This is a genomic window from Glaciimonas sp. GG7, assembly GCF_052976905.1.
This window is the reverse complement of record NZ_JBRIIQ010000005.1, coordinates 1-23,974: the sequence shown is the minus strand read 5'-3', so window position 1 is coordinate 23,974 and position 23,974 is coordinate 1. Positions and strand designations below refer to the sequence as shown.

General features: G+C 52.9%; 17 protein-coding genes. 5 read left to right on the top strand and 12 right to left on the bottom strand.

Annotation, left to right across the window (positions count from 1 at the left end):
- Nucleotides 1-64 precede the first annotated feature (64 nt).
- On the top strand, nucleotides 65-2,230 hold the full coding sequence (locus ACVBEF_RS02710) for an FUSC family membrane protein (protein WP_447122405.1): 2,166 nt from the start codon (nucleotides 65-67) through the stop codon (nucleotides 2,228-2,230).
- A 3-nt stretch (nucleotides 2,231-2,233) separates the two neighbouring features.
- Nucleotides 2,234-2,905: a serpin family protein gene (locus ACVBEF_RS02705; protein ID WP_447122404.1), complete on the top strand. Its 672-nt coding sequence runs from the start codon at nucleotides 2,234-2,236 to the stop codon at nucleotides 2,903-2,905.
- Between the two features lie 390 nt (nucleotides 2,906-3,295).
- On the opposite strand, the gene ACVBEF_RS02700 is transcribed toward ACVBEF_RS02705, so the two are convergent.
- Nucleotides 3,296-4,219, bottom strand: coding sequence for an SMP-30/gluconolactonase/LRE family protein (locus tag ACVBEF_RS02700; RefSeq protein ID WP_447122403.1), 924 nt, complete (start codon nucleotides 4,217-4,219; stop codon nucleotides 3,296-3,298).
- 8 nt (nucleotides 4,220-4,227) lie between these two features.
- Nucleotides 4,228-5,004 carry an SDR family NAD(P)-dependent oxidoreductase gene (locus ACVBEF_RS02695; protein ID WP_447122402.1) on the bottom strand — a complete coding sequence of 259 codons (777 nt, stop codon included), beginning with the start codon at nucleotides 5,002-5,004 and terminating at the stop codon, nucleotides 4,228-4,230.
- Nucleotides 5,005-5,187: 183 nt separating this feature from the next.
- Here ACVBEF_RS02695 and ACVBEF_RS02690 point away from each other — a divergent pair, with 183 nt between their 5' ends.
- Nucleotides 5,188-6,129, top strand: coding sequence for a LysR family transcriptional regulator (locus ACVBEF_RS02690; protein WP_447122401.1), 942 nt, complete (start codon nucleotides 5,188-5,190; stop codon nucleotides 6,127-6,129).
- 23 nt (nucleotides 6,130-6,152) lie between these two features.
- Here the strand turns inward: ACVBEF_RS02690 and ACVBEF_RS02685 are convergent, their stop codons facing one another.
- Entirely contained in the window at nucleotides 6,153-6,521 is a 369-nt protein-coding gene (locus ACVBEF_RS02685) for a type II toxin-antitoxin system PemK/MazF family toxin (RefSeq protein ID WP_447122400.1), read from the bottom strand.
- Complete coding sequence (locus tag ACVBEF_RS02680) at nucleotides 6,521-6,775, bottom strand: AbrB/MazE/SpoVT family DNA-binding domain-containing protein (protein ID WP_447122399.1); 255 nt, start codon at nucleotides 6,773-6,775, stop codon at nucleotides 6,521-6,523. The genes ACVBEF_RS02685 and ACVBEF_RS02680 overlap by 1 nt, the downstream gene beginning before the upstream one ends.
- Nucleotides 6,776-6,906: 131 nt before the next feature.
- On the opposite strand from ACVBEF_RS02680, the gene ACVBEF_RS02675 reads away from it, so the two are divergent.
- A complete protein-coding gene (locus ACVBEF_RS02675) occupies nucleotides 6,907-8,271 on the top strand; it encodes an MgtC/SapB family protein (RefSeq protein ID WP_447122398.1) in 1,365 nt (454 codons plus the stop codon).
- On the opposite strand, the gene pabB is transcribed toward ACVBEF_RS02675, so the two are convergent.
- On the bottom strand, nucleotides 8,265-10,241 hold the full coding sequence (gene pabB / locus ACVBEF_RS02670; RefSeq protein WP_447122397.1) for an aminodeoxychorismate synthase component I: 1,977 nt from the start codon (nucleotides 10,239-10,241) through the stop codon (nucleotides 8,265-8,267). The genes ACVBEF_RS02675 and pabB overlap by 7 nt on opposite strands.
- Nucleotides 10,242-10,435: 194 nt before the next feature.
- Here pabB and ACVBEF_RS02665 point away from each other — a divergent pair, with 194 nt between their 5' ends.
- On the top strand, nucleotides 10,436-11,827 hold the full coding sequence (locus ACVBEF_RS02665; RefSeq protein ID WP_447122396.1) for an MFS transporter: 1,392 nt from the start codon (nucleotides 10,436-10,438) through the stop codon (nucleotides 11,825-11,827).
- 18 nt (nucleotides 11,828-11,845) lie between these two features.
- Here the strand turns inward: ACVBEF_RS02665 and ACVBEF_RS02660 are convergent, their stop codons facing one another.
- From ACVBEF_RS02660 to ACVBEF_RS02630, 7 genes are all read right to left on the bottom strand, one after another.
- Complete coding sequence (locus tag ACVBEF_RS02660; protein WP_447122395.1) at nucleotides 11,846-12,448, bottom strand: DUF938 domain-containing protein; 603 nt, start codon at nucleotides 12,446-12,448, stop codon at nucleotides 11,846-11,848.
- Entirely contained in the window at nucleotides 12,445-12,972 is a 528-nt protein-coding gene (locus ACVBEF_RS02655) for a YgjP-like metallopeptidase domain-containing protein (protein WP_447122394.1), read from the bottom strand. Before ACVBEF_RS02655 ends, ACVBEF_RS02660 begins: the two co-directional genes overlap by 4 nt.
- Before the next feature lies 1 nt (nucleotide 12,973).
- The gene (locus tag ACVBEF_RS02650) at nucleotides 12,974-16,999 is read right to left on the bottom strand and encodes a translocation/assembly module TamB domain-containing protein (protein WP_447122393.1); all 4,026 of its coding nucleotides are present in this window, start codon (nucleotides 16,997-16,999) and stop codon (nucleotides 12,974-12,976) included.
- A 65-nt stretch (nucleotides 17,000-17,064) separates the two neighbouring features.
- Nucleotides 17,065-18,855, bottom strand: coding sequence for an autotransporter assembly complex protein TamA (locus ACVBEF_RS02645; RefSeq protein ID WP_447122392.1), 1,791 nt, complete (start codon nucleotides 18,853-18,855; stop codon nucleotides 17,065-17,067).
- A 103-nt stretch (nucleotides 18,856-18,958) separates the two neighbouring features.
- On the bottom strand, nucleotides 18,959-20,350 hold the full coding sequence (gene fumC / locus ACVBEF_RS02640; RefSeq protein ID WP_447122391.1) for a class II fumarate hydratase: 1,392 nt from the start codon (nucleotides 20,348-20,350) through the stop codon (nucleotides 18,959-18,961).
- A gap of 46 nt (nucleotides 20,351-20,396) precedes the next feature.
- Nucleotides 20,397-23,237 carry a bifunctional diguanylate cyclase/phosphodiesterase gene (locus ACVBEF_RS02635; protein ID WP_447122390.1) on the bottom strand — a complete coding sequence of 947 codons (2,841 nt, stop codon included), beginning with the start codon at nucleotides 23,235-23,237 and terminating at the stop codon, nucleotides 20,397-20,399.
- A 359-nt stretch (nucleotides 23,238-23,596) separates the two neighbouring features.
- The gene (locus tag ACVBEF_RS02630) at nucleotides 23,597-23,893 is read right to left on the bottom strand and encodes a DUF3579 domain-containing protein (RefSeq protein ID WP_447122458.1); all 297 of its coding nucleotides are present in this window, start codon (nucleotides 23,891-23,893) and stop codon (nucleotides 23,597-23,599) included.
- Nucleotides 23,894-23,974: the final 81 nt, after the last annotated feature.

Sequence of the window (23,974 nt, the reverse complement as noted above, 5' to 3'; positions counted from 1 at the left end):
TTTCTCGTGAATCTTGCTCACACTATTCGGTTAGCCAACGACACCCAACAATAGAAACCACTTTATGCATTACGCACTGGATCTGCGCACGTTTATCTTTAGTCACTATTTCTATACAGGCTTGCGAATCGCAACCGGTGTTGTCGGGATGACGTTGCTGGCGTTGCCTTTCACCGATTTGCCAACCGCGATGACGATTTGTATCGGCGCGCTGTCGACTAGCCTGATGGATTTGCCCAGCCCCTTGCGGCATAAGTTCAATGAGATGCTCTCAAGCGTGATCCTCTGTTCTATCGTCACGCTCATCATTAGTCTGTGCGCGCCGTTTCAATGGTTGTTGAGCACGATGCTGGTACTGGTGACATTTTTGGCTTGCATGATGGTGGTCTACGGCAAAAAAGCCATGCCGCTCCAGTTTGCGGCCCTGTTTGCGATGACGTTATCGATGGGCAACAGCGTCTCTATCGGTGGCGCATTTCTACATACCGGATTTTTTCTCTCTGGCGGCTTGGTCTATCTGACGTATTCGATGGTGGTGTCATGGTTTTTGCGTAATCGGATTAAGCAACAAATACTGGCCGAGGCGCTGTTCGAGTTGGCGCGCTATATCGATATCAAGGGCGATTTTTATGACATGCACGTCGAGCTGGGCGATCAATTTAATCGACTAGTACGGCAACAAATTGTGCTTGCAGAAAAACAGCAAGCTTCCCGCGATTTGATTTTGCGTGGGCCTAAAAGTGAGCAGAATGCGATTCTGGTGCAGGTCCATTTTGGTATGTTTGACCTCTACGAATACATCCTGTCAACCCATACCGACTATCTTCAACTACGCGACCATTTTGCCGATGCGGATATCCTGACCTATTTCCGCGACGTCATTAATAAGGCCGCCAAGGATATCGAATCCATCGCCTACTCTGTCACCCGCAAGCGCGCTTCTTTTCAGACCGTCAGTTACAAGGCAGAACTGCGCGCCATCGAGGCTGAGCTGGAACAGTTGCAACAAGACTGTCTGGACGGAAAAATACCGGAAGAAGCGCTCACACTACTGCGCAGCACTTACAACAAAATCCGCGAAACCATCGACATGATCGGCAAGCTACACCTCGCCACCCAAGGGACACAGGGCGAATTACCAGAAATGTTAGGGGCCGATATGACGCCGTTCCTGACCCAGCAAAAATATCATTTGGGTGTACTGATTGCGAATCTACGCTGGCAATCGCCGGTGTTTCGGTTTGCCTTGCGGGTGGCGATGGCGATTTCTGTCGGGCTGTTCATTGCTGAGCATTTGCCCTACACCTCGCACGGCTACTGGATCGTGCTGACGATTGCGATCATCCTCAAACCCAGTTTTAGCCAGACCAAGCAACGCCGTGGCGATCGTCTGCTCGGCACGCTGATCGGTTGCGTCGCCACCGCGCTGATTTTGCATTTCGTCCACGAACCGGTGGCGCTGCTGGGCTTTCTGTTTTTAGCTACCGTGGCCGCACCCGCTTTCATTTACGTCAAATATCGCTACACCGCGATTGCTGCGAGTATGCAGATTCTGCTGCAAATCAATCTGGTCATTCCGAGCAGCGGCCACGTTATCGGCGAGCGTTTGTTTGACACCCTTATCGGTGCCGCCATCGCAACCGCTTTCAGCTTTGTATTACCGAGTTGGGAATACCGCACCTTGCCGCAACTGATCCGCCGCGTACTCAGCAGTAACCAGCGTTATCTGGAAGCGGCAAATAATATGTTGCAAGCTAAAACGCCTGACGATTTTATTTATCGCGTTTGTCGCAAACGTTTTCTCGACAACATTGCCGATCTGGTTTCCACGCTGGTGCGCATGCTAGATGAACCGGCCAGCAAGCATCGGGCGGCAGAAGAATTGAATCAATTTATCGTCCAGAATTATCTGGTCATGGCACACGTGGCAGCCCTGCGTCTGCTGCTTAAACGCCATCAGGGCAGCTTGCCACGCCCTGCCGTCAATGCGCTGTTGGAACAAGCGACGACGCATGTTTGCCTGTCACTCACGCAAGCCGAACAGGTGCTCAATGCAAAGGCTACGGCGTCAGTGCGGGCCGATGAAGCGCTGATTGCGAGTGTCGATATCACAGCCGAGACAACGCTATGGTCCGGTTGGTGGCCGCTGCAACGCCGTATCGGATTGTTGTATCAGGACGCCGATAAGATTTCTTTGCGTAGTGCGGATATTGGGCGGATTTTGCGTTAATCGGTGATTTCTATTGATATGTCGTCCGTCCCTGAGGAAAATAGTGCCTACCTAAGAGATCTCCACGCAGAGGATGGGAACAACCCCAACGTCAGATTCGAGAGTCAAACTCAAGTGATCTACGATCAGAATTACCCTTTATCCGCAGATCAACTTAACGTACTTAAATTGCTGCCTGATATCGGGGATGTCAAGTCGTGTGACTTTGAGAATCCGAGGAGCGTCGCTAATACCATTGAGATGGTCAAACAGACGGTCAGTAAAGCAACAGACGGGCTCATCAACGACATTCAATTAGCTCCGTCAGAACTTGATGAAGTCTCACTTTTATTAGTGAATACAACGTCTTTTACAGCGCCGTGGAACGATCAATTTTATACAGGCAACACAAAACCGGAGCTCTTCTACGTCAATGGAACAGATCCAATAAGTGTAGACATGATGAAAAAACTCAAGACAACTTTCGCTATCAATGTCGACTTTGGGCCATTCCATCAGACTATCGTCAAAATCAATTACAAAGGCGAATTCGAAAAAAATTACAATATGCTGCTTGCCTTGCCGACAACAGAGATGACGTCAGCCCAAGTGTCGCCGCGCGAAACTTTCTTCTGGAAACAATCGCAGAGAAAGGACTTGCTGGCCTTGATCTCAAAAATCAGACAATTAATCTGAGTATGCCAAAGTGTGATTTTGATTGCTTCAGAACAATCAGTATTAATGGGCTTAATCAACTGTCTGAAAGTAGTAAAGGGACCATCACTATTAAGCAACATATTCGCCTCATCAATGACGAATTAGGGACAGCAGCGCTGTCGTATACGCAGTGTCTCGAAGCTGAGGACATGTCCTCTTACCCTGATATCAAGGTCAACAAGCCCGCAGACATGCTCTTAGTAGCACCGGATGGAAGTGTGCCTTTTATCTTTCGCATGGCTGATCCGCAACCGAAAAGGCGCACTCAGTAAATCATCGAAAAAAGCACAACGCCGCTGAGGCAATTTTGCGTGAGTCCTAAAAATTGATGATGAAATGTGGCCATGCATGCATCATCAATCTCACCCTCTAACCAAGAAACCGCCCTTCCGGCAAACCCCGTATATCACCCGACGCAACACTAAAGACCCCACCAGAATGTGGCTCGGCCAATATCGCATCAATCGATAAATCCTCACGCGCTGTCGTCACAAACAAAGTAGACAAACCAGCGCCGCCAAAGGCCACGCAAGTCGGTTGCGAGACCGGGATCGCAATGATCCGGTCTACGCTGCCATCGGGCGTAAAGCGCACTACGCGATAGCCGCCCCATTGTGCGTTCCACAAGCAGCCTTCGCTGTCGATGGTGGAGCCATCGGGCGAGCCGGGCTGATCGTGCATGTCGGCGAACAGACGGTCGTTGCTAAAAGCCACTAGCGACGCAGCACCATCTAAAGATGCATAGTCGCAACAGCGGATGGTGTTACTAATCGTGTCGCAGTAATACATCGTAGCGCCATCCGGGCTAAAGCAAATACTGTTGCTGATCGCCACGGCGGCCAGCGGCAAGCGCTCCAGCGTTAAATCGATATTGAGGCGATAGAAGCTGCAAGTCGCCGCATGATCGGGCGCATCGGTTTTGGTACCGAACACAAATCGGCCCTGACGATCACAGCGCCCGTCATTGATGCGGGTGACCGCCAACTCTGCCTCCACCGTCACAATCGTCGTGATCTTACCGCTGGAAAAATTGAACCACGCCAGTTGCGAAGCCAGCCCTAACAGCAGGCGATCATCATCGTTGGTCAGCGCAAAGGTGGCCAGCATCTCGGGCATCGCCCAGCTTTGGGTGAATGACGCCACATCCCCCTTAGCGGGTGTATGACACCATAAGCGCGAGGCCAGAATATCGGTCCACAGCAAACGTCCGGTGCGCTCGCACCACAGCACACCTTCACCGAGTAAATGCTGACCATCAATGAGTAAGCCAGCGGTTGTCATTTGCTTGTCCATTTCTCAGATCAAACCCAGCCGCCATCGACGATGAAATCTTGCGCGGTACACATTTTGCTGTCGTCGGCTGCCAGAAACATCGCCATGCGCGAAATATCGGCAGACACCAGACGCGCTTTGAGGCACTGCATCTGATCGATCTCACGCTCACCGGCTTCGTCCAGCCACAATTTGACCTGCTTATCGGTCATGACCCAACCCGGCACCAGCGTGTTGACACGGATATTGAGCGGCCCCAAATCGCGTGCCAAAGAACGCGTCAAACCTTGAATCGCGGCTTTGGAGGTGGTGTAGGCAGGCATGCCGCCGGTTTTGTTTTTCCAGCTGATCGATCCGAGATTGATGATCGAGCCGCCGCCCAGTGATTGCATATCGTCCATCACCGCTTGTGCGGCAAAAAATTGATGACGCAAATTGACCGCCATGCCGTTATCCCAACTGGCAACTGTGGTTTCAGCAATGCTGTGACGATGATCATTTGCGGCGTTATTGACTAACACTGAAATCGGCCCGAAATGCGCACGCGCGGCACTAATTGCGGCTTGCAGTGCCGCAATATCGCAGACGTCACATGGCAAAAAGAGGGGCGTATGCAGGCCCGGTCCCTGCGCCACTGAAAAAGCGATCAACTCATCTGCCGCCTCACGATTACGACCAAGAAAACTGACCTTAGCGCCCTGTGCAACAAATTGCGCCACCATATCGGCGCCAATACCGGTGGTGCCACCGCTAATCAATACCGAGCGGCCAGTCAGGCTGGGATAGTTGGCGAAAGTTGTATTCATGCGATGAATCCTTTGAGATGAATGGAGGGGGCGGGCAAAATGCGGCCGGAAGTATAGCCCTAGTGTAAAGAGTGCTGCGATATCTTTCTAATGAATTTTTATGCCACTTTGATACTGAATTTGGTATCATTTTTAACGTATCATCAACAAAAATGGTCAAACAAACAATTATTGAGGGCGAGTATGTCACACAGCGACAGTAACTGGTTTCTACAGGCGCGACTCAAAACACGTCAACTTTTGCTGCTCATTGCATTGGATGAAGAGCGCAATATCCATCGGGCCGCCGAAGCCTTAAACATGACGCAGCCAGCCGCCTCCAAGCAGTTGAAAGATCTGGAAGACATGCTCGACGTGCAGTTATTCGATCGCCTGCCGCGCGGGATGCGTCCGACTATTTATGGCGAGGCGATGATCCGCCATTCACGCATGGCGCTCACTAGCCTGTCGCAGGCGCATAACGACATTACGGCGCTTAAATCCGGATTATCCGGTCAGGTCGATGTCGGGGCGATCCTTACCCCGGGGATGAATCTGGTTCCAGCGGCGATTGCCAGCGTAAAGCAACATTCGCCCATGCTACGCATCGGCATTGAAATCGAGAGCAGCAATATCCTGCTCGAACGCATGCAGCGCGGCTCCCTCGATTTTATGGTGGGGCGGATTCTGGATCAGGAGGGTAACGATGATCTGGCCTATGAAGAACTGGCCGATGAGCCGGTCTGCGCAGTGGCCCGGATTGACCATCCGCTGCGCAATACTTCCAACTTGCAATTGAAAGACATTGCCGGTGCGGGCTGGATACTCTCGCCACGCGGCAGTATTTTGCGCCATCGCAGCGATATGATGTTTCACAAAAACGGCCTGCCGCCGCCCACCAATGTGATCGACACCACCGCTGCGCTGGCCATCATCAGCTTGCTGCAACAGACTGACTTTTTGCATGTCATGCCGATTGAAGTGTCGCGCTTTTATGCGCAACTCAATGTGCTATCGATTCTGCCCATTGAACTGCCCTGCAAGATGGATGGCTTTGGGATCATTACGCGCCGCAATCATATTTTGTCGCCGGGGGCGAAGATTTTGCAGCAGGCGATTCGGGAGGCGGCTAAGACGACGTATTGAAGCATCTCCATCTGGCGCGATGATTATTCGGAAATAGTAATAATTTGATTCAACATTTCTCCTGCCAGAATCAACACTTCTTCAGAGACCTTTTGCCAGGGATGCGGTTTCGCGTTTCCCAAGCGCCAATCAAAGCTTTTGGGCTGGTGTGCCAAGACATAACTGACCTTACCCCTGGCTCCAACGAATTTCACCGCAAATGGATTGGTTTCGTTGGACTCAGCCGTTGTCATCGGCAATCCAATGACAATCCGGGTCCGGTCGTTGAATGCTCTTGGAGACAAGACCAGCAATGGGTGAGCGTCTTTCATCTCCCGTCCGACTTGGGGGCTGCAATCAATCCAGATAATATCGCGTCGTTCAGGAATCCATACCTTGCCCTTGCCTGCCATCAAAATACCTCCCCGCCTATGGGATCAGAGGCCATTGCTTCACCGCCATGCATAGTCGGATCAAATGCTGCGAGCTTTTGCTCTAGCGTGAGCTTAGGCGAACCTTTGCGATGCACGACAACGCCGAAATCATCGGTAGAAATTTCTACTGGCTGCCCCACTACAAAGTGGACTTTTCGCGCAAGCGCTGCGGGTATGCGCACCGCCAGGCTATTACCCCATTGTTGCACTGTTAAGGTTGCGGTCTTACTCATGGTAACTCCTTAAAATGTAGATACGAGTATATACAAAAAAATCTATGTGTCAACGCGTTGACACATAGAAAATCCCACACTACAACCACGTTCAGTGTAAAGTTTCCCCCATAGCAATAACATAGCCCGCCATGACCATCACCGATCCCCATACCCTCACCATCGCCGCACAGCCATTGATTCAGATCGGCATGTCTTTGCCAGAAGTGAAATGGCCTTACTTAATCAGCCTGACCCGCCTCGGTCTGGCGCTGGCGTTGGGTCTGTTGATTGGGCTAGAGCGCGAGCGGCGCGGCAAAGAAGCCGGATTACGGACCTTTGGCCTGATCGCGTTGCTGGGCGGCATGGGCGGCATTCTGGGCGATGGTTATGCGTATTTGATTTTATTCATGACCGGCGGCTTGACGGTATTTTTAAACCTGCAACGGTTACGTACCCATCTGAGCACCGAGCTCACTACCTCGGCAGCGATGCTCATTACCTGCGTGATCGGGATTTTGTGCGGCAAAGGCCATACTGCAACACCGGCGTCGGTGATGGTGATCGTCACGGCACTGCTGGCCTGGAAAGATCGGCTGGCAGGATTTAGCGTTGGCCTGACCGAGGCCGAAATGCGCTCGGCCTTGATGCTGGCGATTCTGGCGATTGTGATTTATCCGGCGCTGCCGATGGGCACTATCGGACCGTGGAATCTGATTGAGCCACGCGCTGCCTGGGTGACGGTGATTTTGATTGCCGGTATTGGCTTTATCAACTATGTGCTGTGGAAAATCTACGGCACCCGCGGCATCGCATTGGCTGGATTTTTGGGCGGACTGGTCAACAGCAGCGTGACCGTCAACGAAATGGCGGCGCGCGCCAAAGACCACCATCCGGAGACGGTCAGCGCCGCCTATCGCGGCATTTTGCTGGCAACGGCAGCGATGACGATCCGCAATGCCTGCCTGCTATTTATTCTTGCCCGGGAAGCGGCGCTGACCGCTGCTGTGCCGTTCTTTTTGATGCTGCTGGTCAACGCAGGCTGGTTCTTTATGGACCGCAATGCGCATCGCACCACCGACGATAGTCAGGCTGAGCCGGTGACACTGCCGCTGCCGTTTTCGATCACCGCTGCGCTCAAATATGGTTTGCTGTTTTTGATATTGCACATCGCAGGCGTGATCACCCAGAACAGCTTTGGCGAACTGGGTTTTTACGCGGTCAGCCTGATCGGCGGGATAGTCTCCAGCGCCAGTGCAGTGGCGGCAGCGGCTAGTTTGCTCACCAGCAATGCAATATCGGCGCACGTCGTGTCAACCGGCGCAGTCATCGCCTCATTGGCGAGCGTGCTGATCAATCTGCCGTTGATATTACGTGCCCGCAATCGCAGCCTGACGGTACGTTTGACGCTGGCGATGGTATCGATCTCGGTGATCGGGATTGTCGGGGCGCTGACCTCGGCGCGCGTGATACCGCTGTTGGTGCAACAGTTTCCGATGCTGGAGCAGTTTTATTGAGGCGGGGATTGCCAGACAATTTCCGCCGCCAACGTGCCACGCAGCGCATTGCAGAGCATGACTTGCTCTGCAGCCTGCAGATCTTCCCGGCTGAGTTTTCGCTCCGAGACATCCCAAGCTGGATCATTGAGGATCACATTGCGCATCACGCCCGGCAGCAAACCACAGACTAGCGGCGGCGTGTACCAGCGCCCGGCTAGTTTGACAAAGACGTTGCTGCGCCCGCCCTCGGTCAACTCGCCGTCCTGATTAAAAAACAGCATATCAAAAGCGCCCTGCTGCTCAGCGTATTTCCAAGCCTGATCGTAGCGACTGCGCCAGGTGGTTTTGTGACGTAAAAACAGATCGTTAGCTTGCATAGGTGTGCTGGCAAGCAAGACCTTCACAGGCTGAGTAAGCGCCAGCAACAGCGCACTCGTGATCAAAATTGTGCCATCGGCCGACAAACTCAAACGCAAGCGGTAAGCGCCGGTATCGGTCAAGCCCGCACAGTGTGCGTCGAGACGGGCATGTAATTGCGGCGCATCAAACACACATCCAAAATAAGTAGCCGAAGATTGCAATCTGGCCAGATGCAGATCGCGATGACGGCAACCGTCTTGGCGCGTGGCGTAGATGGTTTCAAACAAAGAAAATGGTGCGCGCAGACCGGTCAGAAAGGTTGCTTTCAAGGCGCATTCTGCATATTCGTCTGCGGCGACGCTGTCGTGCACGATGCCTGCGCCGACGCCCATCTCTGCGTGTCGTACGCCGTCGCTGCTTTCGGTGTCCAGCAGCAAGGTACGGATCGGCACTGACATACAGAAGTCGCCAATGCAGCGCTCGCCTGTGGGTGCATCGAACCAGCCAATTGCACCGGTATACAAATGCCGTGGGGCCGCCTCTAGTTCGGCAATGATCTGCATCGTACGCAGCTTGGGCGCACCCGTAATCGAGCCGCATGGATACAGCGCGATCATCAATTCCGTCAGACTGACATCGTCGCGCAATTGCGCCTGCACGGTGGAGGTCATTTGCAGCACGGTGTTGTAGCGACTGACTTCAAACAGCTTGGGGACATGTACCGATCCGGGCTGTGCTACGCGGCCCAGATCATTGCGCAGCAAGTCAACGATCATCAGATTTTCGGCACGATTTTTGGGATCGGCAGCGAGCGCCAGCGCAGTCTGCTGATTTTGTAGCAGATCGCCACTGGCGGGCGCGGTGCCTTTCATCGGGCGCGCAGTCAACACGCCTTGCGCATGGCGTACAAACAATTCCGGCGATAAGGACAATACAGCGCGACCGTCCGGCAAGGCGATCAGTGCACCGTAAGGCACGGGCTGGCGTTCGCGTAATTGTCGGTACAAGGCCAGTGGCGTGCCGTAAACATCGAAATGCAGGCGGTAGGTGTAATTCACCTGATAGGTGTCGCCAGCTTCGATATAGGCGTGGATGCGGGCGATGGCGGCGTTAAATTCTGTCGTATCGATATTGGGTCGCACCTTAGCGATGCCGGAAACGGGGATGCAGGCGGAGCCGGCGGCCATCGCTTTACGTTCTTCTTCACAAGCATGCTGTTCCAACCAGGAATCAACCTCTGTCATGGTCAATTTCTGGCAGTGCGTGAAGAGCAATACTTCTGCCAGCGGCGCATCAACGGCAACCGCTGGCACCCCATGCAGCGCAGCGCCCAACTCGTAGCGCAATAGCGTTACCGCCTGCATACCCTCTCGCAACGCTTGCTGCATCTGCTCGAGCAATGACGCAAATTGCCCGATATCATGACATTGCAAGGTGCGCTGATAGCCGGTGTACAAACGCGAAACGGCGGCAGTTTGCCCAGCGCTGCGGTCGTCGAGTAGCGCAAAACATCCCTGATCGGGATGCGTAACGTTGGTAACGTTGACGGCTGCGCTCTCTGGTTCCGTTGGTATTACGTCGAAAAAATCTGAATTCATGGTGGAGCTGGATGGAAGGGTTACGGTCATATTTATTGCAGAATCGCAGTTCCAAAAGAGCGCTGTGGATGCGCAAAATGATCCAAAAACAGGGACAGGCAAGTATGCTACCCGATCAACGAAGGATACGCCAAAGGGCTATACTAGGCGGCTTTAAATCAGGCTATTCGGCTCCCAAAGTCGGGCCAAGTACTCATACCTGCTCACCCCCGCTCATCACACTAATGGCAATCTCTCGCGTTTTCCTTACCCCCTTAATCGTCGCCTGCGCGCTCTTCATGGAGAACATGGATGCGACTGTGATTGCAACATCATTACCGGCCATGGCCCTCGATATGGGCGAAAGTCCGATTGCGCTGAAACTGGCGATGACCTCGTATCTGGTGAGTCTGGCGGTGTTCATTCCGATTAGCGGCTGGATGGCCGATCGTTTTGGCGCGCGCACAGTTTTTCGTACCGCCATCGGCGTGTTCATGTTCGGCTCGATTCTGTGCGGGATGTCGCACACGCTGACCGAATTTGTTGCCGCGCGATTTTTTCAGGGCATCGGCGGCGCGATGATGGTCCCGGTCGGGCGGCTGGTTATTTTGCGCACGGTATCCAAAGCCGATCTGGTCAAGGCGCTCAGTTATCTGACCATTCCAGCGCTGATCGGCCCGGTTATCGGGCCACCGTTAGGTGGTTTTATCACGACGTATTTTCATTGGCGTTGGATATTTTTTATCAATATCCCCATCAGCATCTTCGGCATCTATCTTGCCAATCGATATATTCAAAACCTGCGCGAAGAGCAAACCGTACCGCTCGACTGGATCGGTTTTTTACTCTCAGCCATCGGCTGCTCTTGTCTGATGTTTGGTCTGGCCAGCGCTGGTCGCCATCTGGTCGATAGTGACGTCTCCCTGATCTGCGTGGTCGTTGGCACGCTCTCGCTAGCGGCGTATGTCTGGCATGCGTTTCATTGCGAGCATCCGCTGCTCAATCTGCGTCTGCTGTCGATTCCTACGCTGCGCATGAATATTTATGGCGGCTCGCTGTTTCGAATTGGGATCGGTGCTTTGCCGTTCTTGCTGCCGCTGTTGTTTCAGCTTGGATTCGGGATGTCACCGTTTCAATCGGGCTTACTCACCTGCGCATCATCCATCGGTGCAATGTTTGTTAAAACCATTACTACGGTGGTGCTAAAACGCTTTGGCTTTCGCACCGTGCTGATGTATAACACCCTGTTCGGTGCGGCATCGATGGCGGCATTTTGCGCACTCACCGCCGATACCCCCCATGTCATCACGGGCGCTTTGTTGCTCATCGGCGGCTGTATCCGCTCCATGCAATTCACCAGTATTAACGCCATCGCCTACGCCGATATCAATCCGCAACAAATGAGTCAGGCCACCAGCTTAACCAGCGTGGCCCAGCAACTCGCCATCGGCATGGGCGTAACAGTCGGCGGTTACGCACTGCAATTATCGAATCATCTGCAAGGCCATGCCACCATCGTCAGCGCCGACTTCTGGCCGGCATTTTTAACCATTGCCATCATCGCTCTGGGCACGCTGCCGTTTGCCATGAAGCTGCGCCCGGATGCTGGCGCAGAAATGACAGGGCGTCGCGCTTAATCCGGTTAATCTAGTCAATCAAACCCGCTCCCATTCCAGCAAACGGTTGTTCGCTGGCATGGGATGATCGGCCCGTAACGTTAGACCGTTCGCTGCCGCTAAAACGATTAACTCGGCCATATCGCGTATCCCCATATGCGCCGCATATTCTTTCAGGCTGGCATCAAAAGCCGCGTTGCTAGCGCTAGTGAATTGCCCATCGACGTTAAACGGCCCATAGGTCCAGAAGCGACCGCCTGACGTCAACACACGCCCCACCCCAGCAAACATGGTTTGCACTTGCGGCCACGACATGATGTGGCAAGTATTGGCCGTGTACACCGCATCGTACTGATCAGTGAGCGTGTGCGACCATGCCGCATCGTCCATGTCGAGCGTGAGTGGCGGTAATGCATTTGACAATCCTGCCTCCTGCTGCCAGGCCAAAATACTCGGATGGTTTTGCGGCAGATCACTGGTTTGCCAGATCACTTGCGCAAATTGGGCCGCAAAATACACCGCGTGCTGACCTGTGCCGCTACCGATTTCGAGTACCCGTTGCGGCGTTGTCAATTGCGTCGCCAGAACGATGGCGATTGGCTGGCGATTACGCTCGCAGGCTAGAGAAAATTGTTGGTTCACTGCGATCCTTTATCAGCCATTACCGGCGTATTTTTTAGTAGTTCCCGATACGTCAAAAACACCCGAAGATCGAACTCAAGCTGGTGATAGCCCGGCAACATGTAGTCGCAAAGTTTATAAAACGCTTTGTTGTGATCTTGCTCTTTGAGATGCGCCAGTTCGTGTACGACGATCATTTGCAAAAATTCCGGGGCGGCTTCTTTAAATAAAGCAGCGACACGAATTTCTTTTTTGGCCTTGAGTTTGCCGCCCTGCACGCGTGAGATAGCGGTATGCAAACCCAGCGCTTTATGCGTGAGATCAAGTCGGCTGTCGTAGAGCACTTTATCGATATTCGGTGCATTTTTTAAATGTGCCTGCTTGAGCCCAAGGGTATAGGCGTATAAGGCTTTGTCATTTTGCACCGCATGCTTGCCCGGATACTTTTTGAGCAAATAGTCGCCCAAACGGTTCTCTAAGATGAGCTGGCGGATCTGGTCTTGCAATGCCTGCGGGTAGGCTTGAAGGTATTTGAGTGGCGTCATTTTATGGTGCCTCCGCATCCTTTTTTTCGGCCGGAATGGTAGCGGTCTTATCTTTAAAAAACTGATCGAAGCGGCGCGTAAACAGTACGTCAAATCCATTGATCGTGCCGCCGCGCAAGACCGCTGACCAACGGCGCGAGAATTGCCAGGTGAGTTTCAATACGCTGGCCGCTCCGGTCAGACTTTGTTCATAGCCGAGATTGATTTTGTCGGTAATCGCTTTGCCGATATTGACAACCTGCTCATCTGTCAAACCAGATTCGCTTGATCCGATCGAGAACTCATCGAGCCCGATGCCTTGCGCAATTTTTTTGCCGCCATAATTACCCAAAAATGCTAAGGCCTGACCTGCTGCCTGGCGCTGGCCAAGCGCGCTGCTGTCGCTGCCGTGGCCGAACATCAGCCAGGAGAGCTTTTCTTCATCGGGAACGTTCGGCTCGGACACCAGTTTTATCCTCGGTGCCGATGCGTAGCCACTGATTTCTGCACCGGCCTCAACATCCTGATTGCGCCGCATGGCGAGAATATTAATGTTCGGATTATTGATCGGTCCCCTGAAGTTAATCAGACCGCGCTCAATCGCTAGTTTGCGGCCAAACACTTCGTAGGTTCCGTCAGTCACACGGATCGTGCCGCTGGCGCGCAATGGTGAAAAGGGTTCGCTATGCACCGTCATGGTCCCACCCAAACGCAAATCGGCACCGCTACCGCGAAAGCGGAAATTGCTGCCGAAATCAACGTCGATATTCATGATCGGGCTCAGGCTGCCAGCGGGTTTTTCTGCGGTCCTGGTCATTTTTTCTGTGTCAGTCAGGGCCGTAGCACGCGTCTTGGTGTCACGCCGCACGATGACCACATCGTCGCCCAGCACAGGCGCACTGCTCTTGGGTAAATCAAACAGCGCCTTATCGACCGTGAACTTGCCGTCGATGTGCAACTGCGCATTCACGTTGGCGACCTTGGCTTGCCCCGATAACATTAATTGGCGATCCGGGCTGGCAAAAAGCTGCAAGCGATCAGCCACGATCGTTGCGCTTAAATCGGGATTGGATTTGCCTGGCTGGATGCGTCCGCTGGCGCGCAATGTACCGTCACCGCCATGAAACTCTAACTGCTGCAACGCGATGACATTTTTTTCCACATTGATCCGGGCCACCCCGTCACGCAATTTTATGCCCTGATCAAACAGGGTCACAGCGAGTTTATCGCCGGTGACAGGACCGGACATCACAGGCTGACCCAAGGTACCCGCCAGCGTTAATGCCATCGTCAGACTGCCATCCAAAGCAACCTGCGGCCCGATCAGGCCGCCGACGGTTTTCAATTGCGGTACGCTGGCGTTGACGGTGCCAGACAATGAGGCGTTATCTGTGAGCGTCAGACTATTTCCTACACGCGTCAATCCTAGTTGTACTTGCGCATTGGCGGTCCCGATCCGCTGGGCTGCCAATGCCGCATTGAGCTTGACCTGGGTTCCCTGAAAATCGGCCCGCAAGCGTAGTTCAGATAAGCTCAACGCCGTGTCGCCGCGCCCTGTATTCAAACGAATATCGCCACTACGACGATTGATCTCAACAAAGCCGGTAGCGTGGTCGGTCAATCCGACATCCCAACGGCTGTCGAGCACCAAATCGGTTTTAATCGGTGGTGCATTCCCGGTAAATTCGTGGATCAAATCGAGTACGGTATCGATCTTCAGCGTATTGATCGCACCCGCCGATTGTATTTTGCCGTGGTCGATCGTTAAACTTTTTAATTCCAGGACGGCGTCTGCAATCGTCAGGCGCGTAGCACCTAACACGAGCTTATCGGCTGCCACGCTAATCGTGAGCGGCGTATCAAGCGAGATGCGGGGAGTGCCCTGATTTTTGAATGTGTTTAAGGTCCCTTGCCAACCGTATCCGGTCGCGCTGTCGATCAGTTTTCCTTGTGCGGCGACGCTCAGGTCCAATGGTTTTTCGCGCACAGTACCGGCGCTTTCCAGCGTCAGGCTGTGACTGCCAAAGGTGCCCGAAAGATGTGCCTTCATTGTCTTGAGCACGATGTCCGGTCCGCGATAACCCTGCGCATCGATGCTCAGTTGCAGCCGGTTCGCAGCAGCGCTGAGCTTAGCGCTGAGGTCGGTCTCAATGTCAGCTTGCCCGGACAAACTGTCGATCTGATGCCCGCCGAATTGTAATTTTTCTGCACGGTAACTGGCCTTCACGGCAGGCCGTTGCATGCTGCCGGTTACTTGCCCGTCCAGATACAGTGCGCCGGATAAACCAAAGCCTAATCGCTGTAATTGTGCGGCCTCGATTTTGACGTTAAGACGGTCACCACTCGCGCCGAAACTGCCGTTTAACTGTGCGTTGTTTCCGGCCACTGACAATTGCGCATCACTTGGCAGCAGCCGTTTTCCGATCAGATTAATGGCGCCATTGCCGGTCATCGGCAAATTATCATAGACGCTGTCGAGAACATTGAATTTCAGCTTTAGCTGGAGTGCCGGGGTCAACTTACCTGCCGCATCCAGATCCAGATTGATGTGATTTTTAGTGACAATTTTTTTCGATGCGCTGTTTTTTATCCATAAAGCGGGATCGAAATCACGCAACTTTCCCTTGACCGTGTAGGCCATTTCGCCCTCACGCCCCAGCGTTCCGCTCGCGTCCAGATGCGCCGACCCGGCAAGCAACTGGGCCTGGCGGATATCGATTTTCTGTGCGTCGATCAGAGCGTCGACTTTGGCCGAATAATGCGGATCGGCAAGCGCCAAGGTAATGGCTTGCGTCTGCGGTGCCAGTACAATGCCGACAGGTCCGCGTAACTGCGTTGCTTGTAACTGGCCGTGCAAGGCATGTAAATCAAGACCGGCAACTTCGAAGTTAAATTTGCCGGTGTTTTTTTGTTTGCCATCGCTATGGTATTCACCGGCACCGTTGATGGTGGCTTTATCGACTAACTTTATCTGCACCTCAGAGAGCTGCTGATTGTGTGCGTCCAGCCGTAACCTGGCAGAGGCAGACATCAGCGGCAGGCGATCTTTATCGATGGCACCCGGGATGGCATTGGTGATGCGCAGCGGGCCGCTGACTGCGAGCATGCTCAAATCGGCATTGGTCGTGACCGATGCTGTGACCGGGGCCAGATCAGCCTCGATACTCAGATCGGCGAGCGGCGCTGCGGCACTGAACAATTTTGGATTAACGTGGCTGGCGCGCAGTTGTATGCGTTGAAAAGGGATCGTCGCGAATGGGGTGGCGGCGATGTTGGCGGTGGCGCGCAATTTATCGCCACTGCCATGGAGGTCGAGATTCAATGCCGACAATGATCCGGCGACAGTGAGATCGAGTTGATATTTTTCCTGCGCGTACGCGCCCTGCAATTGCGCACCGCCGCTAATGACGAAGGGCGCGTCGCCCTGTACATGCAGCGTGGCGTTAGCACTACCGAATGGGGTATCGAGCTGCTCGACTACCAGCGTATGGTGCAGGCGATCGGATTGTCCGTGCAGAGACAGATTGCGCAATTCGGTCACCGTCGCGCCTTGCTCGATGACCAGTTTATCGAGCGTGATATTTTCCAGCGACAAGGCCAGCGGCAGTCGCAGGCTGGTTGGCAGGGTTAATGGTTCGGACGGTTTGGGCTGCATCTTAGCGTTCACAGTGCCGACGTGCAGATGGCCTACGCTGAACTTGAGCGGAGAGAAACTCAGTTGCCAGTCGGCGTCAATTTTATCGATAGAAAATTGCTGCGTCGCGTCGCGGTAGACGACATTTTTCAGGCGTATGCCATCTTTGAGCGTGCCGCCTTCGAACTGGCCGCTGAGATGGTGCTGGGATAAACCGATAGCGGCTTTCCAGATTGCCTGTGTGCCGGATTCGGAACGCACACCGACCAACAAGGCGACCGTTGCCAACACGGCGATCAATAGCAGAGATAAAAATAATGCGACTATTCTGCGGAGAACATGCGAGCCGCCATTGCGCTGGCCTTTGGAAGGCTGGTCTGGATCAGGTTCTGCAGATGTTGATGCTCTGGTCATGCGCTATGTCTTCTTGTGAAAAATAAATAAAATGCGTAACTATCAGGACTTGTCAAAACTGACGTTCAGAAAGCAATCCCGAGCGAAATATGTGGCCGGAAGCTTTTGGCCTGCACGCCGTAAGCAAGGTCAACATTGACCGGGCCAACCGGGCTACGGTAGCGCAAACCCACGCCCGTGCCGACTTTGATTTCCTTGTCGGACCAGTTATTGGTGGCCGCGCCGATATCGTAAAACACAGCCCCACCCCAGGTGTGATTGAGCCAGTGCTGATATTCGGCACTAGCGGTGACCATATATTTAGTTGGATAGACAGTACCGTTTTGCGTGTTACCAATACTTTGATAGCCATACCCACGCACAGATTCGTTGCCACCGGCGCGGAACAGCAGCGACGCAGGCACTTCTGCGCTGCCGCCCTTGGTGAATACCGCCCCACCCTCTATACGAAAAATCATGATGTCGCGTTTGGCTATGGGGATGAATTTCTTGTACCGTAGATACGCGCGGAAAAAGCTCTGGTCGGTCAGCAACCCTTGTACGGCTAAGCCTGTCTGAACTGAAAATATATGACCGTCTGTCGGGAAAATCTGATCGTCGACATCGCGCCGGGTCCAGCTAAATCCGGGCACGACGGCTTGGTGCTTGCCCGGTAAAACAACCGTATTGGTTGGCAGTACTGCACCGTCGGTTTGCTGTAAAGAATCGCGATAAAAATCGAGCGTCAGTGTCGTATCGTAGTTCTCCAACGTGCGTGTACGCTTTAAGCCTATGCGCTGACTGCGCAAGTCGACCCCTTGCAGGGTCGTACGATCGATCGAGGTATTGATGCCGTTGACGAAGCCACGTTGGTCCGGCGGCATATTGAGTTGCAGCGATCCATACTGACGCTGTTGTTCAAGCTTAGCCTGGCTATCAAACACCCAGGCATTTCCAAATACGTTGAAATTTGTATAGTTTCCTTGCACCTGTGCGCCGGTATCGGTCGCATAGCCGACACCGGCACGCACCCGTTGCGCTGGAAATTCAGTCACTTGCACCTTCACCGGGGTTAACGTCGGATGCGCCGGATCGTCATCGATACCGACGATCACATTGCCGAAATAACCGGTGCTTTGAATTTGACGCTGCAAATACAGTAAGCGATCAAGATCGTAGTTCTCACCGACATTGAGCGGATTAATGTTCTCGATAATGCTTTGCGGATAGCGCTTAGTACCGCTAATTTCTAACGGGCCGAGGGTAAAGGACGGTCCGCTATCGTACTGGACCGACAATTGCGCATCATTATTCTCAGGTTCAATCCGGGCCTCGGAGCGCACAATTTTGGCCGCTGGAAAACCTTTGTATTGCAGTAAACCCAAACTGTGTTCTTTCGCTGCATCCCAATCACTCTGGCGAAATGGCTGACCGACGGGCAGACGCCAGTTGCGCTCAATACGGCCGATTCTTTCCGGCACTTCTGTGACCACATGTCCGGTGATATCGAGCTTGACGGTGGAAACGATAGTGCGCTCATGCGCATCGACTTTCAGACGGATAAGTTTGATCTCGCCCGGCTCGACCGTGATCTCGGTGGTCGGTGAAAAATACCCCTCGGTGGAGACGAGTTGTGTGACTTGATCGTTCACGGTATCGAGCATGAACTTGAGTTGATCATCGCTGAGATCATCGCGATCCTTGTAGCGCACCAGATCCAGATGCTCTTTTAGCAATGCGCTGATAGCGCTCGGGGCGTCAATCTCAACCTTATAGGCTGCCAGAGCTGCAGTTGTCGGAAGGCACAGCAGACTGAACAGAATGCCGAAAATAGGAGAGACCCGGCATGATGCCGGCTTATCTGGGCGCGTCGTCATACGTAATAGACAAAACAGAAGAAACAGACGAAAAAAAACCGTGGACAAACGCAACATCGATCCACGATTTTGAATAGGAAAATAGGAGTTGAAACATAGTTCTTTAATGTGGAGCCGTCATTTTAGAAGGCTGTACCCATTCTGCAAATTCTTGCTCGGTAACATAACCAAGATCGAGGGCGGCCTGCTTTAATGTGCTGCCATCGTGATGCGCATGCTTGGCAATTTGCGCGGCCTTATCGTAACCGATATGCGGGGCCAGTGCGGTGACCAGCATGAGAGAACGCGCCATTAAATCGGCAATCCGATCTTCATTGGCACCGATACCGCGTGCGCAGTGATGATCAAAGCTCAACATGCCGTCGGCCAGCAAGCGGACACTTTGCAAAAAATTATGTGCAATCAGTGGTTTAAATACATTGAGTTCGAAGTTACCAGACGCGCCGCCGAAATTGATGGCGACATCGTTGCCGAATACCTGGCAACAGAGCATGGTGAGCGCTTCGCATTGAGTTGGGTTGACCTTGCCAGGCATGATCGAACTGCCGGGTTCGTTTTCTGGAATACTCAGTTCACCCAAGCCGGATCGCGGTCCGGAGGCCATCCAACGGACATCGTTGGCGATCTTCATCAGGGCCGCAGCCAGAGTTTTTAATGCACCGTGGGCGGCGACCAAGGCGTCGTGACCGGCCAACGCGGCGAATTTATTCTCTGCAGTACAAAAAGGCTGGTCGAGAGAGTTACTCAATTCGGCGGCAACGCGGGCGCCAAATTCGGGATGCGCATTCATCCCGGTGCCAACGGCTGTGCCGCCAGCAGCAAGTGCGTACAGGCCGTCTAAGGACGCGACGATGATGCGCTCGGCAAAATCAAGCTGCGCAACATAGCCTGAAAATTCCTGACCTAGCGTGAGCGGCGTTGCGTCTTGCAAATGGGTGCGGCCAATTTTGACGATGTCGGCGAACGCCAGCGATTTTTCTTGCAAGGTCGCGCGCAAGGCCTGCAATGCTGGTAGTAACGATACGCTAATGCCCGTTACCGCTGCGACATGCATTGCAGTGGGGAAAATATCGTTCGACGACTGGCTTAAATTAACGGCGTCGTTGGGGTGAATTAACCGTGCTTCGCCGCGTTCACCGCCGATTAATTCAGAGGCGCGATTGGCGAGCACTTCGTTCATGTTCATGTTGCTTTGAGTGCCGGAACCAGTCTGCCAGATGGCGAGTGGAAATTCGTCCGGATGCTTGCCGCCGATGACTTCTTCTGCCGCTTGCATGATGGCCTCAGCCTTCTGCGCGGGGAGTTTTCCAAGGTCCAGATTGACTTGGGCGCAAGCATATTTGACAGCTGCTAATGCGGTGATGAATTCGGTCGGCATGCGCTCGGTAGAAATATGGAAATGCGCAAGTGAGCGTTGGGTCTGTGCGCCCCACAGCCGCTCTGTCGGGACGTCAATATTGCCGAAGGTATCGCGTTCGATTCTGGTCGTGGTCATGGTTCGCTCCAAAAGTGAATTGTGATTGGCACGCAAGGCGACAGCCTTAGGATAGTGATTTACCCTCACGCAACATCGTCTCAATCTCGCCGACAGGCACTGCCGGACTAAAATAATAACCCTGCATTTCATCGCACCGATGGCGCTGTAAGTAGGCTAATTGTTCGCGTGTTTCGACTCCCTCGGCAATCACCTGCAAGCGTAGATTATGTGCCAGTGAGATGATCGAGGTAACGATGGCGGCATCGTCCTGATCGCGGGTAATATCGCGCACAAAAGACTGATCGATCTTGAGGGCGTCAATGGGAAAGCGCTTCAGATACGCCAGACTGGAATAGCCGGTTCCGAAATCATCAATCGACAATTGCACACCAACCGTTTTTAAATGTTCCAGAATACTGACGGCCAATTGTACGTCGGTCATCACCAGACTTTCGGTTAATTCGAACTCCAGATAATGCGGTGCAAGACCGGTTTCTTCTAATACCTTGACGACCGACTCCACCAGATTATGCTGATAAAACTGGCGTACCGACAAATTAACTGAGACCCGTAAATAGCCCAATCCCTTGAGCTGCAACGCTTTGATGTCTTCGCAAGCGGTGCGCAATACCCAGGCACCGATCTGGACAATGAGGCCCGTTTCTTCTGCCAGATCAATAAACCGCCCCGGCGCTACGACCCCTAGCGTGGGATGGTTCCAGCGGATCAGCGCTTCCATGCCTATGATACGACCGGTGCGCAAATCAAGTTGCGGCTGGTAATGCAGGACGAATTCATTACGCATCAAGGCGCTGCGCAAGTCGCTTTCAATTTGCAATCTTTCCAGCGCGCGTTCGTTCATTTCGGCGGTGTAGAACTGATAGTTATTGTTACCCAGTTCTTTGGCGCGACACATGGCGATATCGGCATGTTTGAGCAGACACTCCGCATCCTGGCCATCATCGGGATAGACGGCTACGCCGATACTGCATGTCAGGAAAAAGTTTTTTCCTTCGATCTCCAGCGGTATTTCTATCGCTTCCATGATCTGCCGTATCAATTGGACGCTCACACCTTGTTGGCGTCCCTCAGGCAGAATCAGGACAAACTCGTCACTCCCTAGGCGTGCAAGGGTATCGCCTTCGTGCGTAAATAATTTGAGCAGCGCGGCGACCTTCTTTAATACCTGATCACCTGCGGTGTGGCCGAGCGTGTCGTTGACGAATTTAAAGCGATCCAGATCAACCGATAACACCCATATCTGATGGTTGTAACGCGCGCCGTACACAATTGCCTGACTCAGGCGATCACGCAACACGTTACGATTAACCAGCCCGGTCAAGGTGTCGTAGCGGGCTTGATGTTCGAGTTCAGCTTCGTAGCGCTTCATTTCTGTAATGTCATACAAGGCGATGACAAAATGGGTGACGTTATCAGCATCATCCTTGACCGGTGCGATGTAGACGTCATTCCAAAACAACGCGCCATCTTTGTGATAACTCCGAAATATCGCGTTGGCGCTGCGCTGTTCTCTGAGGGCGGTACGAATTTCTATGACGCCAGCCTGATCGGTATCGGGACCGTGTAGTACGGCAATATTGCGTCCGATTACCTCATCGGCGGTGTAACCGGTGATACGTTCAAACGCTGGATTAACATACTCAACAGGATGATCGCGCAGGGTCGCACTCATGATAATAATCGCGTGGGCGCTGGCTTCAATCGCCCGCTCGCATAATTGCAACGCTAATTCTGCACGTTTGCGCGCAACACTGTCTTCTTTCATTAATTCAGTTGCCAGCCGGGCTTGCCGGGTACGGACATCCACCAGTTGCAAAATGCGTCGCGAGCGCGTGGTGACGGCATACACATAGGCAGCACCAAACAAACTCAATAAACTTCCCACGATGAGCACTAGCAAGGACCCGAGATGATCCTTGATAAAACCGGGTTGCGCTGTGGTGGCGACGATAAACCACGTCTTTCCGCCAACGTCGAAACTACGTGCGATGCTGGACTGCTGGTCCTGGAAAATCCACGTCAACAGGGCGTTGGGGGATGCAAGAGAATTCAGGGCTTTATTGCCGCTTCGATAGATCAGACCCGAGGCAACTGGTGCCGCATTGGCGTACACGCTGAGCGCTATATCGGTCAGCGGCCCATTGTCCTCTCTGACTAACAACTTCCCGATGACTTCTTCGGCGCGTAGCACCGCCCCTGCATATCCCATCACAGCCTGTCGCCTGTCTTCCACAGTTGTGAGGATTGCACCGCGCTGATAAATTGGGGCGAGAATAACGACGCCATATTTATAGGCCCGGGGCTGTGAAACGGCATGCACGCCAGTAGCCGATGGTTGACCGGTATCGCGGGCACGTTCAATCGCCTCGATCTGCGCCAGATTATTGGTCATATTCAAGCCGAACGCAGCTTCATTACCCTTCATCGGCTCCAGATAATCAACAACACGGTAGCGTGTCTCGGGGGAGCTTGCTTCTGGCTTGGCACCCGGCATTTCACGGACATGAAAGTCAGGATACTGCTTACGAATGTCAACTTCATAAGCGGCACGCTGTAGTGGTGACATCAAACGCTGAAAACTAAGTGCCTGAATATAGGGCGAATGAATTAATAATGCCGCTGTAAAGTCATGAAATTGTTCGCGGCTAACGTGATCAACCACGGCAAATAATTGCGTGACTGTTCGTAACTTATAGACCACGTCTGCGAAGCCGTTGACGATGCTACGTATTTGAATGTTGGCGCTTTGCGTGAAATCGGCCTGTATTTTCTGGCGCTCGAGATACCGCACTCCGACAAATCCAGCCAGCGTAATAGTGAGGCCAAGCAACAATCCTGATACGGCTGCAATGGGCAAAATGAATGGCTTATTACTTCGAAACATTTCCACTCCATGGCACATAATTGTGCGAAATATTACACGGACTTTGGCTTGGAAACGTCTTACTGTGATGTCTTTTTTACAGTAATGCCGAAATAAATTTTATACATTTTTTTTGGTGATACTAGCAGCTTGTCGGAGTTAGGGGATCGAGGCCAAAAATATGCTGGGCGAGGACAGATTTTGTCGCTGGTTCTTAGTCAAACTTGCAGCGCCCTAGCGAGCTATTGGTCAAGAAGCTGGTGAAATATGGACCGGCCAGCACATTTTGCAGCCGATTATCCCTAAGTCCGACAGGCTCCTAGGTGATGTACGCCAGTTGAAGCATCGACAGATCCCTCTACCCGGCGATTGGCTATTGGCTATTTATTCGATGAATCTATATCAGGCAAAAGGCAAGCATGCACGATTTGCAAATCATTATCTTTGGCAAAGTTGACGACAAAATGGTAAGCCAGCGGCTCGATTTCGCGTAAATCTTCATTGACAACGACTGAGCGCACGCCATTCAACATCACAGGTCGGACATAGGGAGAATATTGCAGATGCGCATTGCGTCCGCCACTACCCTCAGGTCGGAAACAGGACATCGCGCCGCATAATCGCTCCGCCCAGTCGCTGGGGCGAAACTGTCTTCCGTCAGAAGTTAATCCCTGAATAAAAAATTCGCGGGCAGGCGCATTTGAGGATCGATTCGTGCTTGTCCGTGGTACTCGGCATAGAACTACTGAGTCGGAGAC

Bases quoted from the DNA above. Each gene is read 5' to 3' on its own strand.
- pabB (WP_447122397.1), bottom strand. From the start codon at position 10,241: ATGACCGTAACCCTTCCATCCAGCTCCACCATGAATTCAGATTTTTTC.
- ACVBEF_RS02695 (WP_447122402.1), bottom strand. From the start codon at position 5,004: ATGAATACAACTTTCGCCAACTATCCCAGCCTGACTGGCCGCTCGGTA.
- ACVBEF_RS02655 (WP_447122394.1), bottom strand. From the start codon at position 12,972: ATGACGCCACTCAAATACCTTCAAGCCTACCCGCAGGCATTGCAAGAC.
- fumC (WP_447122391.1), bottom strand. From the start codon at position 20,350: ATGACCACGACCAGAATCGAACGCGATACCTTCGGCAATATTGACGTC.
- ACVBEF_RS02635 (WP_447122390.1), bottom strand. From the start codon at position 23,237: ATGTTTCGAAGTAATAAGCCATTCATTTTGCCCATTGCAGCCGTATCA.
- ACVBEF_RS02650 (WP_447122393.1), bottom strand. From the start codon at position 16,999: ATGACCAGAGCATCAACATCTGCAGAACCTGATCCAGACCAGCCTTCC.
- ACVBEF_RS02700 (WP_447122403.1), bottom strand. From the start codon at position 4,219: ATGGACAAGCAAATGACAACCGCTGGCTTACTCATTGATGGTCAGCAT.
- ACVBEF_RS02645 (WP_447122392.1), bottom strand. From the start codon at position 18,855: ATGACGACGCGCCCAGATAAGCCGGCATCATGCCGGGTCTCTCCTATT.
- ACVBEF_RS02710 (WP_447122405.1), top strand. From the start codon at position 65: ATGCATTACGCACTGGATCTGCGCACGTTTATCTTTAGTCACTATTTC.
- ACVBEF_RS02685 (WP_447122400.1), bottom strand. From the start codon at position 6,521: ATGGCAGGCAAGGGCAAGGTATGGATTCCTGAACGACGCGATATTATC.
- ACVBEF_RS02690 (WP_447122401.1), top strand. From the start codon at position 5,188: ATGTCACACAGCGACAGTAACTGGTTTCTACAGGCGCGACTCAAAACA.
- ACVBEF_RS02680 (WP_447122399.1), bottom strand. From the start codon at position 6,775: ATGAGTAAGACCGCAACCTTAACAGTGCAACAATGGGGTAATAGCCTG.
- ACVBEF_RS02665 (WP_447122396.1), top strand. From the start codon at position 10,436: ATGGCAATCTCTCGCGTTTTCCTTACCCCCTTAATCGTCGCCTGCGCG.
- ACVBEF_RS02675 (WP_447122398.1), top strand. From the start codon at position 6,907: ATGACCATCACCGATCCCCATACCCTCACCATCGCCGCACAGCCATTG.